Origin of the sequence: Aerococcus sp. NPDC058936 (assembly GCF_042741995.1) — a bacterium.
Taxonomy (GTDB): domain Bacteria; phylum Bacillota; class Bacilli; order Lactobacillales; family Aerococcaceae; genus Aerococcus.
The window spans coordinates 19,512-33,563 of the sequence record NZ_JBHYKZ010000012.1 but is presented as its reverse complement, the minus strand read 5'-3'; the positions used below and the strand labels follow the sequence as shown (position 1 = coordinate 33,563).

10 protein-coding genes are annotated in these 14,052 nt (G+C 40.4%); all 10 read left to right on the top strand.

The features are described from left to right. Positions 1 to 130 precede the first annotated feature (130 nt). The 10 genes from trmL (at position 131) to ACFW0C_RS09235 (ending at position 13,926) form a co-directional block, all read left to right on the top strand. Entirely contained in the window at positions 131 to 646 is a 516-nt protein-coding gene (trmL, locus tag ACFW0C_RS09280) for a tRNA (uridine(34)/cytosine(34)/5-carboxymethylaminomethyluridine(34)-2'-O)-methyltransferase TrmL (RefSeq protein ID WP_378106922.1), read from the top strand. Positions 647 to 808: 162 nt separating this feature from the next. Then, positions 809 to 2,569, top strand: coding sequence for a DUF4153 domain-containing protein (locus tag ACFW0C_RS09275; protein WP_378106921.1), 1,761 nt, complete (start codon positions 809 to 811; stop codon positions 2,567 to 2,569). Positions 2,570 to 2,845: 276 nt separating this feature from the next. Further along, complete coding sequence (locus tag ACFW0C_RS09270) at positions 2,846 to 4,942, top strand: transglycosylase domain-containing protein (protein ID WP_378106920.1); 2,097 nt, start codon at positions 2,846 to 2,848, stop codon at positions 4,940 to 4,942. Positions 4,943 to 5,110: 168 nt separating this feature from the next. Beyond that, positions 5,111 to 5,494, top strand: coding sequence for a YlbF family regulator (locus ACFW0C_RS09265; protein WP_026465470.1), 384 nt, complete (start codon positions 5,111 to 5,113; stop codon positions 5,492 to 5,494). A gap of 247 nt (positions 5,495 to 5,741) precedes the next feature. Beyond that, the gene (locus ACFW0C_RS09260; RefSeq protein WP_378106919.1) at positions 5,742 to 7,019 is read left to right on the top strand and encodes an exonuclease SbcCD subunit D; all 1,278 of its coding nucleotides are present in this window, start codon (positions 5,742 to 5,744) and stop codon (positions 7,017 to 7,019) included. 2 nt (positions 7,020 to 7,021) lie between these two features. Then, a complete protein-coding gene (locus tag ACFW0C_RS09255; RefSeq protein WP_378106918.1) occupies positions 7,022 to 9,769 on the top strand; it encodes an AAA family ATPase in 2,748 nt (915 codons plus the stop codon). A 24-nt stretch (positions 9,770 to 9,793) separates the two neighbouring features. Continuing rightward, complete coding sequence (locus ACFW0C_RS09250) at positions 9,794 to 10,837, top strand: OB-fold nucleic acid binding domain-containing protein (protein WP_338191942.1); 1,044 nt, start codon at positions 9,794 to 9,796, stop codon at positions 10,835 to 10,837. Positions 10,838 to 11,050: 213 nt separating this feature from the next. After that, on the top strand, positions 11,051 to 12,175 hold the full coding sequence (locus ACFW0C_RS09245; protein ID WP_338191941.1) for an ABC transporter ATP-binding protein: 1,125 nt from the start codon (positions 11,051 to 11,053) through the stop codon (positions 12,173 to 12,175). Then, positions 12,172 to 13,062 carry a sugar ABC transporter permease gene (locus ACFW0C_RS09240; RefSeq protein WP_338191940.1) on the top strand — a complete coding sequence of 297 codons (891 nt, stop codon included), beginning with the start codon at positions 12,172 to 12,174 and terminating at the stop codon, positions 13,060 to 13,062. Before ACFW0C_RS09245 ends, ACFW0C_RS09240 begins: the two co-directional genes overlap by 4 nt. A 15-nt stretch (positions 13,063 to 13,077) precedes the next feature. Continuing rightward, on the top strand, positions 13,078 to 13,926 hold the full coding sequence (locus ACFW0C_RS09235; protein WP_338191939.1) for a carbohydrate ABC transporter permease: 849 nt from the start codon (positions 13,078 to 13,080) through the stop codon (positions 13,924 to 13,926). Positions 13,927 to 14,052 lie beyond the last annotated feature (126 nt).

Below are 14,052 nucleotides of genomic sequence, written 5' to 3'. Positions count from 1 at the left end.
AAAAGGCAATAAAGACAATCACTGGAAGGGACCGAATAACTTTAAAATATGATATAATCAATGGGCGAAAGAAGCCATTTGGTTTCGTATACGTGACGAAAACATTATTTATATAGAAAGAAGCGACAGAATGACTAACCATATTGTATTATTTGAACCAGAAATTCCAGCAAATACAGGAAATATTGCCCGTACTTGTGCAGCGACTGATACCCACCTACATTTGATTGAGCCTTTAGGATTTAAAACAGATGACAAGCATTTAAAACGTGCTGGTTTGGACTATTGGAATGCTGTAGATATTACTTACCATGCAAACCTAGATGCCTTCATGGAATATCTAGGCGATAACCAATTATATTTAGTAACAAAATTTGCTAACCATGTGTATTCAGATATTGATTACGGTAATAATGATCAAGAGCAAGATATCTTCTTGATGTTTGGAAAAGAAACAACAGGATTGCCAGAAGCTTTTATGCGTGCGCATGAAGACCAATGCATTCGTATTCCAATGGATGATACCCATGTGCGTTCATTGAACTTATCGAATTGTGCGGCCTTGGTGATTTATGAAGTACAACGTCAACAATCTTTTAATAAGCTAGAGTTGACCCACCATTATGAAAATGACAAATTAGATTAATCCAACCAAGCGTGGTCAGGAAAGATAAATCCTAATCACGCTTTTCTATTGTGTAAAATTTCCTGTTTTCTACTGTATGATGCTACTTTTTATAATCTCAATGGTATAATAGATAGATAAGAAAGCGATTTAAAAATCTATTTACCTATTTGGGAGGTGCTGATGATGCGGAGGTTTCAATCTCTAGATGAGTGGAAGGGTAGTTTACTACGGTTTCCAATGGTAGTCGTGTTTGGGTTTATTGCGGCTGCGCTGTCGATGTATGTGAATCGTATGCCTTATGACCAGCCAACGATGATGGCTGAGGTAGGGATTTATGCCAGTACGATCGGCATGTTGCTGGCGACTGTGGTCCAGGTGGCTTATGAGCGTTTTGTGAAAGATGGCAGTCGGGTTCAGACGCTTGGCCTTCAAGGTGTGGCCGGATTTGGGGCAGTCGTTTATTATCTTTTTGCCAGTCGGACGGGGGATTTCTACTCTAGCCACCTGTTTACTCGAACCAATATTGCTATGTTCTTACTATCTTTACTGATTATTTGGTTACCGTCGATTAAGAATGAAGGGCTGGATTTTGCCCAGAGTTTCCGGATTTGGTTTAAATCATTCTTTGTCTCGGCGGTTTATACCAGTATCTTAATGATCGGTATTAGCTTGGTCTTGGCTGGATGGTCCATCCTAATTTCTAATGTTGAGGATGAATTGTATTGGGATATCTTTTCAGTACTTATATACATTTTCTTTCCTTGGTATATCTTGTCTCAGCAGTCGGTATTCACCCGACCTTTTATCGAAGAAGAAGGTAAGATGTCCTCTAATGTTAGCAAATTCTTGGATATCCTTTTAACCAAAATATTTATCCCTATCGTAACGGTGTATACGATGATTATTTTCATCTATTTCTTCTCGACTTTGGGGAATTGGACGGATATTACGATTGAAATTGTGATGGTGTCCTACTTGGTGGTGGGCTGGATGATCCTCTTCTTAGTAGCGGCGATTCAACGGCCTTTTATTGTCCGGTTTACTCAGATTTATGCGGTGGCAGTTCTGATTGCCTCGGTATTTCAAATTTACCGGTCAGTCATCTATTCTAATGTATATGGGGTGACCATGAGTCGGTATATGTTGATGCTCTTCTGCTCGATTTCAGCTGTTGGGGCGGTTTTATACCTGATCAAAAATGAATGGTTACCGCCGGTGCTTGTGGCTGGTTTATTTGTGGCTATGATGCCACCAGTTGATGCGATTTCTGTATCAGTGGCTAGCCAAGGAAAAATAGTCAACGATATTATTGCTGACAATCCTGATTTGGTAACGGCCGGCCAATTGCAATTAACGCCGGAAAACGTTGAACAGTTGGATGAAACGACCGCTCAGAAAATGAAGCAGTCGCTGAGATATTTAGACAAGTATAATGAATTAGGACGGGTGTCGTCAATACCAGAAGATTTTGATGTCTACCAAGACTTGCGGGCCTTTGACGGTGTTCATACGGACGATAATTACGATGCTGACTATTCAGACAGTTATTATTTCTCAGCCCACTTAAACTTTGACGAAGGGTCATCCACTGCCTTTACTAGTAGTGGTGGCGGTGACCTGGTCTTATTGAATGCCTATGATAGCCCGGTGACCTTTACGGCTTTAGGAAAGAACTTTAGTCATGAAATAGTAGACGTAACTAGTTTACAAGTAACCGACAAGGATAGCGGGGAAGTGTTAACCTTTGACTTAACTGGACTTGAGGAATTAACGGAAGCGGAGAATATTTCTTTAACGATTGATCAAGCTACCTTTAGCCAAGAATCTGATTCTTATACGGCTACCTTGGTGGTGCAAGACTTTTCTATCTATTCGTCAAGTGGTGAGGACAGCGACCGGACTGGGTCTGGCTATTTTATCTTAATACTGTCTGAAAAATAAATGTTAATTTGAATGAGGCAAGTAGCTGGCAATTTTGTAATAGAAAATGCTAGTTACTTTTTTGCTATCTTACTAAATTTATGTTAATAATCGCTTCATCCTATTGTGCTTTGTTTTACTGCGTGCGAGAATAGGTTGAAATGTCCGGCTGATCGCTTTTTAGGCCAGACATTTTTTGCAATATCCAACCAGAGTCCGAGTGATTGACTGGGATTTTTGGTAAAATAGTAATGAAAAATGGAAAATAATGTAGACAAATAAGATAGGAAGAAAACAATGCGAAATAATTTTGAATCGAATGATCGAGACATGTATTCGGATGATTCAAATCCCACTTTGTGGCAAAAGTTCCGCAGCTTGTGGCAACGATATCGGATTACCCGATGGTTGATTTTGATCATCTTGGTACTTGGTTTTGTCTTTGAATCCTATTTACTGATAGGGGCCAAAACGACTGATGTGAGTGACCTGCCTGCTAAACTGCAAGTAACAACGGAGTTTTATGACCAAGACGGGGAGTATGCTGGTGAAATTTCCAATGATGCCGGTACCTATGTTGAATTGGCAGATATATCGACCAATATTCAAGATGCAGTCATTTCAACAGAGGATAAACGCTTTTATAACCACCAAGGGTTTGACCCCATTGGGATTGCCCGTGCAGCTTTTGGTTATTTAACTAGTGGACAAATTGTCGGTGGTGGGTCAACTATTACCCAGCAATTAGTGAAGAGTGCTTTTTTAGACAATGATCAGTCCTTAATGCGTAAATTAAAAGAGTTGTTCTTGGCTTTTGAAATCGAAAAGAATTATACAAAAGATGAAATTTTAGAAATGTATTTAAACAATGCCTACTTCGGTAACGGTGCTTATGGGGTAGAGGATGCCAGCTTGAAATACTTTGGCGTGTCAGCATCCGAGGTGACTGTTGATAATGCAGCGGTCATTGCCGGTGCATTGAAAGGCCCAACCATTTATAACCCAGTGGATGATTATGATGCGACGGTGGAACGCCGTAATACCATTTTACAATTAATGGCCGATAATGAATTCATCACACAAGAGGAAGCCAATGCCGCGATTAATACGGAATTGGTACAAATGAATAATGACACTTCTAGCGATGCCTATGCTTATCCTTATTACTTCGATGCGGTAATCAATGAGGCAATTGATAAATACGGCTTATCTGAAGAAGATATTATGAACGGTAATTACAAGATTTATACCAACTTAAATCAATCTTACCAAACGGAAATAGAGGCTTCATATGAGAATACATCGCTATTCCCAACGTCGCCAGCTGGTGAGTTAGCCCAATCAGCGTCCGTTGTGATGGACCCAACAACTGGTGGGGTAATGGCCTCAGTCGGTGGTACCGGCGACTACTCATTTAGGGGCTTTAACCGGGCAACGCAAATTTCAAGAAGTCCTGCTTCAACCATCAAACCATTATTGGTTTATGCCCTAGCCTTGGAAAAAGGCTACACTGCTCAATCTGTCATCCTGGATGATGAAGAACTGTCATACGGGACGGATAACTATACGGTACAAAACTGGGACTTTAAATCAGTAGGGGAGATCCTACTATGGGATGCAGTAGCCAAGTCGAAAAATACATCAGCTGTTTGGTTGATGAATGAACTCGGTGTGAATGCAGCCGTATCTAAATTAGATGACTTTGGCATTCCATATACTGAAGCCGATAAAAACTTAGGTTTAGCCTTGGGTGCTTTCGACGATGGTGGGGTATCCCCACTACAAATGGCCTCTGCCTATTCTGCTTTCGCTAACGGTGGGGTGCGTTCTGAAGGGCAATATATTACCCGAATTGAAGACCAACAAGGAAATATAGTGGTTGAAGAACAAGAACCAGTTCAAAACCAAGCAGTATCAGAAGAAGTGGCTGACGAAATGACCTCGATTCTAATGTCTGTTTATGATGATGGTGGTACTGGTTCGACTATGGAACCTGAAGGCTATGAGATTGCTGGTAAGACAGGTTCAGCTGAATCTGCCAACTTCTCTTCAGGGAACAAAGATGAATGGGATATTGCCTATACACCTGATGTAGTTATTGCCACTTGGTTTGGATTTGATGATACCGATGAAGATACTTACTTATGGTATCAGTCAGAAGGATCATCTAAATTGGCCTTCTCAGACATCCTAGAGGGTATCTTGAATGCCAGCCCAGGAACTGAATTTACGGTGCAATCAGCGTATGATGAATATAATCAAATTCAATCTGAAGAAGCTACAGCATCTGAAGAATCATCTTCAGAGGAATCAACGTCTGAAAGTGAATCAACAGGCGGATCAGTCTTCGATTCTGTACAAGAATTCTTCCAAGGATTATTTGGCGGACAATAGGCCACCCCTTTTGGCTTTCAATGATTCTGAAAGCATGTTATATTGGAAAATGTAGTTGAAAAGAGGCAGTGCAACATCAAGTTGCCTGACGCTCGAATTGATAACTATTGTTAAATAGCAACTAAGGACGTGACCCAGCTGTCATGGTCTTGAGAACATTTTTGAGGAGTGAACATTTTGTCAAATATTTACGATACAATTAACCAATTAGAACGTGACATCCGTGAAGAAGCAGCTTATAAAGATTTAGTAGCAGCTGTTGAAGCACTAAAAAATGACCAAGAAGCATTCGATATCTACACTGAATTCCGTGCATTACAATCAAGCTTCCAATTCAAAGCCCAATTAGGCCAAGAAATTACTGAAGAAGATGAAAAAAATGCCAACGAATTACAAGAGAAATTAGCGAACAACGAAGTCATTTCTAGCTTGATGGATAAAGAGCGTGCTTTAAACACTTTAGTTGAAGACATCAACAAAGGTGTTTCTGGGCCAATTAACGAAGTATACCAATCATTAGCAGAACAAGCAGAAGGGCAAACAGAAGCGTAGTTCTAGTTGATTAGCAAAAATTAAATTAAAAGACGAAGCTAGTTTAACAGAGGCTTCAAGCTTAAAATAGGGCGAGATGATCATCTCGCTCTTTTTTATGGCTATTTTTCCAATTTTTAGATTCTTTAAAATCCTTTAAGACGGCCTCATCTTTCACAAGTTTCAGGTCTGTATGTTAAAATAAGAATAAGGCAATTTAACAATTTCTAAGCAAAATGCCAATAAATTTATGAACGGAGTAATCAATATGGTGAGATTTATACACACAGCAGATTTGCATTTAGACCAGACCTTCAAAAATTTACCAATCAAAGACGATTACTTGCAACATGCTTTATCAGAAGCAACTTTAAATTCATTTGACAACTTAATTCAAACAGCAATTAATGAACAAGTAGACTTTTTCTTAATTGCCGGTGATATCTACCATGGTGCTCGTGCTACTTTGCGTGCGCAATTTGCCTTTTCCAACGGAATGCAACGGTTAGCGGACGCGGATATTCCAGTATACATGATTTACGGTAACCACGACTTCGATGCTGACGCTGATCATCGTTTGAAATTACCTAAGAATGTCTATATTTTCGGAGCCGAACCTGAAACGAAATACCTATCCACATCAGCGGGGGAAAGTGTAGCTATTACCGGTTTCTCTTATGACCAGCAATGGATTTCAGAAGACCGGTCAGAAGCCTATCCAAACCGTGATACCCTAGTCGACTACCATATTGGAATGCTGCACGGAGACAATTCATCTACTGATGGGCAAAAACGGTATGCACCTTTTAACCCGAGTCAATTAGCTAGTCATGGCTATGACTACTGGGCGCTCGGTCACATTCATAAAGGACAAGTGATCTATGAAAATCCTGCTATGGTGTACCCCGGAAATATTCAAGGGGCAAGCTTCAAGGAAGACGGGGCTAAAGGCGCTTTAATCGTCAACTTAGCTAAGGGCGTCCCAGCTGAATTAGAATTTATTGAAACAGCTGAATGGCAATTCCAACATTCAACTCGTGATCTAGGTCCAGTCAACAGTCTAGATACCTTGCGTAACACTATTGAAACAGCCTTGCATGAACATATCATGTTCGCAAAAGATGAGGCAGTTAATGTGATTTCTCGCATGACCTTCCTTACAGACGGAAATGAAGAAGCGCTATACTGGTGGAATACCTATGCTGAAGAATTATTGGAACAATTACAATGGTCACTACGCAATCAAAATGCCAGTCGTGAACAGAAAGTCTACTTGGTTTCAATTGATATTGAGGTGAAAGACCAGGCTGTATGGTCACCTTCACCAGTCTTCAATGAGAGTATGAAACAAGCCTTCGAAAGTATTGTTCAAGACACTGACCAATACAAGAAAGTCATTGAAGACCTTGAAAAGAACGGACAATGGCAGCGACTAATTGGTTCTGCAATTGACCCAGACCAATTCAAGGCTGATGTTTTGGCCAAGGCGAAAGAGAAAATCATTGTAGAGCAAGCAAGTTATAGCCAGGAACAAAGGAGATTTTAGCCATGCATATTCAACGCTTTGAGATTTTTGGGTATGGAAAATGGGTTGACCAATCCTTCCAGCTAACACCCAATTTAAATGTTTTTTCTGGCTTGAATGGGTCAGGGAAAACCACCCTTATGTCATTCCTATTAAGTGTCATGTTTGGTTTCCCAAACACACGGCGTAAAAATGCTAGAAATTATGATACCAACGATAATGTCAAATACGGTGGCCGTTTATACCTTACAAATACTAAATACGGTGATGTCATGATTGAACGAACCAAAACAAACAGCAAACAACAACTGGCTTACACCATTAACGAAGGGGAGAAACAAGTCACAAACGATGTCTCTTTCTTGTGGAATGACTTAAGTAAGACAGATTACCTTGCCTACTTTGGTTTTTCAGAAGATGATTTAATGGACTTTGTGTGGGATGATGAAGAAGACTTTGCTAAAAGCTTGATGTCAATTGGGATGTCAGGACGCCAAGTCTTAACGGATATTACGCCAAATATGGCTAAACAGGCTGAAGAAATCTATAAGCCAAATGGTAAGAACCCAGTCTTAAACCAAAAGATCCAAGAGATTGAAACAGCTGAAGGCAGACTAATAAAGGCGCAAGATAAGGAAGCTGCTTACTTTGATTTACGCCAATCCTATGAGCAAGAATCTAGTCGTTTAAGCCGTCTGCAAACCAGCTTAAAGGACGCAACAAGTAGTGAAATTCAATTAGAATTAGCTAACCAACAGTCTACGTCAATGAACGAATACCTACAATTGCACGATGAATTGACTGCTTTTGAATTTATTGAATTCGAACCTGAATTGGCTAATAAATGGTTACAACATGAAAATCAAAGCCAACACATTAACCAACAATTGGCCGAATTAACGGATGAAAATGATGTGCCGGAAGCAGAGGATCAAACTGCTGCTGGAAATTCTTCTGGTATGGACTGGATTGCGAACCATCCAAATGTCAGTGAACAAATGGTAGTTGAAGCCCGTGCATTTAGAGACCGTATGCGTCAGAATGAAGAATTCAGCCAAGAATTGATTGAACGTCGTTATGAGAAGCAACGGTTAATGTCCTTACTTGGGGCTGAAGAAATGGCCGAGTTACCGGATGAATTAACCGCAGATGAAAGAGCTTATTGGCAACAACGGTACAAAGAATTAGAAAACAAACGCATTTTCTATAACCACAGCCAAAGTGATATGACAAACTTATCTGAAAAGGCTAGCTCTTTGGAAAATGAATACACTCAGTTATCTTATGAACGAGATGAACTTGAGGCTAATGGCCGACAAGACGACCGTTGGATTCGCTTATTTGGTGGTGTCCTTGCGGGAATGGGGATTGTCTTACTTATTGCTTACTTTGTGACGTCAATGACCTTCCTATTTGGTGCTGGCGTGACAGCGACGATCGCAGGTATTATTATTTTGATTATTGGTATGATGGTACAAAATGCCAAGTTAAAACAATTTGAAGATAAACTTGAAGCCTATGATTTAGATTTAGAAGACATTCAATCTGAATTAAACGAAGTCCACCGCAACAAAGAAATTCAAGAAGAACAATTAGCCCATTTAACGGATGAATCAACCGATATTGTGACTGAATTAGATAAATTATTAGCGGAAAAAGGTGGTTCTTCAAATATTTCTTCTCAAGTATGGTTAGAAGATACTTATGTAGATGAAATCTTTAATCTAGATCACAAAATCCAACAGTTAGAAATGACTCTTGGTGTCTCTAACTTTGGTAAAGCACACGAACAACAATGGGCTGAATATGCCAATTCACTAGAAGTTGGGGAAATCAGCGAAGATGCCTACTTCCAACAATTTGAAGATGACTATTTAGCTTTAAGACGTCAACAAGCAGACCAAGACTATGCTTCATATGAAGAACAAAGTCGCGCTAACCGCCGTCAACAATTACAGGCAGAACTATCTGCTATTAAGGCTGACCAAGAGCGAATCCTTGACCAATATAATTACCGGTCTGGTGACGAGTTACTAGCAGCTATTGACCAGCAAAAACAAATGAAACAAAAACAAAACCGTCATGATATCTTAGCTAACCACTTAGACTTAAACTTGGCCACCTACTTACAACAAGACCGTCCAGTCGACCAACAATTAACTGACTTACGTCAAAAGATTGCGGACATGGAATCAGAAATTGCGGACCTAACTCGGTCAACTGCTGACAAACGTAGCCAAATCCAAGAGATTGCTAGCGAGGGTATGGCACCAGATTTATTACAAGCTTATCAAGCACAAGTAGACGAAGCTTATCAAATGTCTGTTGAATGGGCAGCCAATAAGTTGGCCATTGCGACCTTTGAAAAGGCCACAGTTGGGGAATCGTCAGATGTCAAAGAACGGGTTTTAACAAACGCATCGCGGTTCTTGGTTGATTTATCGGATAGCCGTTTTACCAATTTAGCCTTTAGTGAAGAGGGGATGACGGTTCGTCTAGCGGATGATTCTGAAGTGTCTGTAAACCAATTGTCTCGCGGGGAGAAAGCCTTATTATTCGTGGCTATGCGGTTCGCCTTTATGGATGCACAGCTTGGTAACATTGAATTACCGATCATTATTGATGAAGCCTTCTCACATTTAGACCGTAAATACCGGTCAAACATTTATCGCTTCTTACAAAAATTCGCGGCGTCGCACCAAATTATTTTCTTCACGGTGGACGACACCTTGTTAGACCTTGTAGAAGCGCCAGCGCAACACGTACTCTAGACGTGTGCGATAGAAAGGATATACATGGACAACTTACAAATTTTTGATGTGGCTTTAGACCAAAATTTCGATATCTTTGTCTTGATAAAAGTCGCCGAAGTACGAGAAGACCGTAACGGTAAAAAGTACATTTCATTTACTTTCCAAGACCGGTCTGGCTCAATAGAGGGCAAGTTCTGGGGCGCAACTGACCAAGATATTGAACACTATACTTCGGGCCAAGTTGTTGCCTTAGCGGGTAAACGAGAACTTTATAACGGTAAACCACAAGTTCGTATTAATAGTCTTCGCCTAGCCACTGACGGGGAACCAAATGATCCGTCTGATTATGTTGAACGTGGGCCAATGACTAGAACGGAAATGGTGAATGAAGTATTGGCTGCAGTGGAAGGGTTTGAAAATACCACTATTGACGCCATCGTTCGTTACCTATTACGTGAAGTGTCATGGGATTTCTTTACCTACCCAGCAGCGAAGAAGAACCACCATGCCTATGTAGGTGGTTTAGGCTTCCATACCATTTCAATGCTGCGTTTAGCCCAAGCCGTTGCCAGCCAATACGATAATATTAACAAAGACTTATTGTATGCCGGTGTGATTATTCATGATATTGGTAAAACAGTTGAATTCACTGATCCAATGTCGACTGAATATACCGTAGAAGGGAATCTAATTGGACATATTTCGATTGTCGACGAAATGATTACCCTTGCCGTTGATAAATTAGGTTTTGACCAGTATAGCGAAGAAGTTGTCTTGTTGAAACATATGGTATTAGCCCACCACGGTAAACAAGAATGGGGTAGCCCAGTATCACCGCATTTATTAGAAGCTGAAATCTTACATCATTTAGACAACTTAGATGCGTCTATTCAAATGATGACAACTGCCCTTGATCATACAGAACCTGGCGAATTTTCAGCTCGTATTTTCGGTATGGACAACCGGGCCTTCTATAAACCAAAAGGGCAAGTAGCTACGGAAGAAAGTCAAACTCTAGACCAAGAAGACGAGGAAATTACCCTAGATTTCCAAGAGTCAAATGATGACCTACCATTTTTTGAATAAAGCATTTTAACAAGAAACCAAGTCTTTACCTGCAAGCAATCGGGTACGGACTTGGTTTCTTTTTTGCATAAATTTCGTGTAAATTTCGAATTTACGCAAACAATATCCAAATTTTACGGAGAATTAACGTGAGCGTGATATTCTGTATTACTGCGAAAGAAATGGATCTATTCGCGGTTTAAAAATTGTTAGGACTATAAAGAGGTGACTAGGGTGCAAGTAAAATTCCAAGATGTACAAATGCGCTACAACGATAAACAAAACAATGTACTTGATGAAATTAATTTTGAGATTCCAGAAGGTCAACTAATCTCTATTTTAGGGCCAAGTGGCTGTGGTAAATCAACGACATTGATGCTGATTTCAGGACTTATTTTCCCAAGTGAGGGCAAGATTTTCTTCAATGGTGAAGAGGTAACTAGTAAAGATGCCGTTCAACGTAAGGTAGGCATGGTCTTTCAGAACTATGCCTTATACCCACATTTAACTGTATTAGAAAACATCATGTTCCCATTGAAGATGGCCAAAATGTCTAAGCATGACCGAAAAGCACGCGCTTTAGAATTAGCTCAATTGGTGAAAATTGAAGATCATATCAACAAGAAACCAGCAGCGCTTTCAGGTGGACAACAACAACGGGTAGCTATTGCCCGCGCCTTGGCTAAGAAGCCGTCTATTTTGCTGATGGATGAACCCTTATCCAATTTGGACGCTAGACTGCGAATTGAAATGCGGCAAGAAATCCGCCGTATCCAGTTAGAAACAGGGATTACCACTATTTTTGTCACCCATGACCAAGCGGAAGCTTTGAGTATTTCAGACAAGGTCATGGTCTTAAACTCAGGACAAATCCAACAATACTCGGACCCCGTATCCTTATATGCTAAACCAAACAACCGGTTTGTGGCCGAATTTATCGGAACCCCAGTTATCAATATGCTTGAGAAAGACGCCTACCGGACAGTGTGGGACAAATTACCTTTGAATGCGGAGAATAAGGCAGCTTGCCAAGCTATCGGGGTGCGGGCAGAGGACTTATTCAGAATTCCAGAAGCCGACAAAGACCAAGCCATCATCACTGGTCAAGTGACTATGGTCGAACATATTGGAAAAGACATTACCATTCATTCAACGGATGGTGTGTCACAATTCGTAGTGTCTAACCAAGATCAAGCACCACAAATTGGCGACCAAATTTACCTCGATATCTTGCCGGAAAATATCTTATACTTTGATACGACAGGGCAGGCAATTGAAGCTCGCGCAATAGATGGACCGAGTGCTGAAACCCACGTTCAAGATCCAGTTCAACTTGTTAAAGTTGGTGATCTCCAATGATCGATAAACCGACTTGGCGGTCAACCTTAAAGGCTTACTTATATTTATTACCTATGCTCTTAGTCATTGTGACTTTTAATATCCTGCCCATATTTAGGTCGTTTGAAATGAGTCTGTGGCAAGATTACAACTTCTTCACCCAAGAGGTCTTTGAATACGGATTTGGCCCTTTTCAAGAAATTTTCCAAGATAGTGATTTTTGGTTAGCTATTCGAAATACTTTCATTTTTGTTTTAGGTGTTGTGCCGGTTTCTATCATGATCTCTTTAGGGATAGCTGTTTTACTCAACCAGATTAAATTTTTATCCGGCTTTTTCCGGTCGATTTATTTCTTACCCTTTGTCACGTCAACAGTCGCGGTATCCATTGTCTGGCGCTGGCTTTATCATTCAGACTATGGCTTGATTAATTACTTTTTATCATTTTTCAATATAGAGGCCATTGCCTTTATGGAAGACCCTAAATTCGCCATGTTAGCCCTTGTTATGATGTCCATTTGGAAGGGGTTAGGTTTTAACATTGTTATTTTCTTGGTGGGCCTAAATAATATCTCGGATACTTATTATGCTGCCGCTAAGATTGATGGGGCAGGCCCTTGGCAACGATTTACCAACATTACCCTGCCACTCCTAACATCAACCATGTTTTTAGTATCCATTATGGGGGTCATCAATTCATTTAAGGCTTTTGATGAAGTATACGCCTTGTTTAATGGCCGTCCGGGGCCAGCCAACTCAGCTTTGACCATGGTTTACTATATTTTTCAAAAATTTTACGAAGAGAGTCAATATGCCCTCGCTTCAGCAGCCGGTATCATCCTCTTCTTGATTATCTTAGTCTTTACTTTAATGCAGATGGCCGTCAATCGTTACATCAACCAACAATAGCCTGGAGGTGACCCTATGGAACACAAACAACGCATTCAAAAACGGAAGCTCTCTGCTGGGCAAATCATCACTTTCGTATTGCTCACAATCGGTGCCTTTTCAATGATACTGCCATTCTTTTGGATGGTATCAACGTCCATTAAAACAACCGGGGAGACCCTGGCTATTCCACCGGTCTGGCTACCAGAAAACTGGCAGTGGTCAAATTATGAAACAGCCCTAACCATGGCACCCTTTGAACAATACTTTATCAACTCGGTCATCATCACCCTGTCGTCAACAATTGGGGAAGTGATTACCTCGATATTAGCCGCCTTTGCTTTTTCTAAATTGCAATTTTTCGGTAAAAATATCTTATTCACTATTTTGATTTCAACTATGATGGTGCCCTTTGAATTACTCATGATTCCAAACTACTTAACCTTGTCTAAAATGGGCATGATCAATAGCTACTGGGCCATGATAATCCCATTCTTAGCCAGTGTATTTTCAGTCTTTTTACTCAAACAAAACTTTGAGGCTGTACCAAAGCAATTATATTATGCTGCTAAGGTAGATGGGGCTAGCGACTGGCGTTTCTTATGGCAGATTTTAGTTCCTATGTCTAAGTCGTCTATTGTAACAGTAGTTATTTTGAAGATGATTGGGTCTTGGAATTCGTTCATGTGGCCTTTGATGGTGACTAATGAAACCCACTTACGCCCGCTACCAGTTGGGCTACAAGCCTTTACAACGGAAGCCGGGACTTATTTTGAACTCTTGATGGCTGCGGCGACGATTGTCGTCTTGCCAATGATTATCATTTACTTGTTCTTACAAAAATACATCATCAAAGGGATTTCTAACACGGGAGTAAAGGGATAGACGTTATTGGGATGATAGTCATTAAAGGGGGTGGTTGTGTCAAAGGATCATTGTAGTCACGGTTACTTGTCATTATGAGCGTTATGAATTAAGTTCAGCATCAAAAATTGCTTAAGGGATTTTATC

What these genes read in the sequence shown, in the direction of transcription:
- trmL (WP_378106922.1), top strand. Translation starts at nt 131, where the DNA reads ATGACTAACCATATTGTATTATTTGAACCAGAAATTCCAGCAAATACA.
- ACFW0C_RS09275 (WP_378106921.1), top strand. Translation starts at nt 809, where the DNA reads ATGATGCGGAGGTTTCAATCTCTAGATGAGTGGAAGGGTAGTTTACTA.
- ACFW0C_RS09270 (WP_378106920.1), top strand. Translation starts at nt 2,846, where the DNA reads ATGCGAAATAATTTTGAATCGAATGATCGAGACATGTATTCGGATGAT.
- ACFW0C_RS09260 (WP_378106919.1), top strand. Translation starts at nt 5,742, where the DNA reads ATGGTGAGATTTATACACACAGCAGATTTGCATTTAGACCAGACCTTC.
- ACFW0C_RS09255 (WP_378106918.1), top strand. Translation starts at nt 7,022, where the DNA reads ATGCATATTCAACGCTTTGAGATTTTTGGGTATGGAAAATGGGTTGAC.
- ACFW0C_RS09250 (WP_338191942.1), top strand. Translation starts at nt 9,794, where the DNA reads ATGGACAACTTACAAATTTTTGATGTGGCTTTAGACCAAAATTTCGAT.
- ACFW0C_RS09240 (WP_338191940.1), top strand. Translation starts at nt 12,172, where the DNA reads ATGATCGATAAACCGACTTGGCGGTCAACCTTAAAGGCTTACTTATAT.
- ACFW0C_RS09235 (WP_338191939.1), top strand. Translation starts at nt 13,078, where the DNA reads ATGGAACACAAACAACGCATTCAAAAACGGAAGCTCTCTGCTGGGCAA.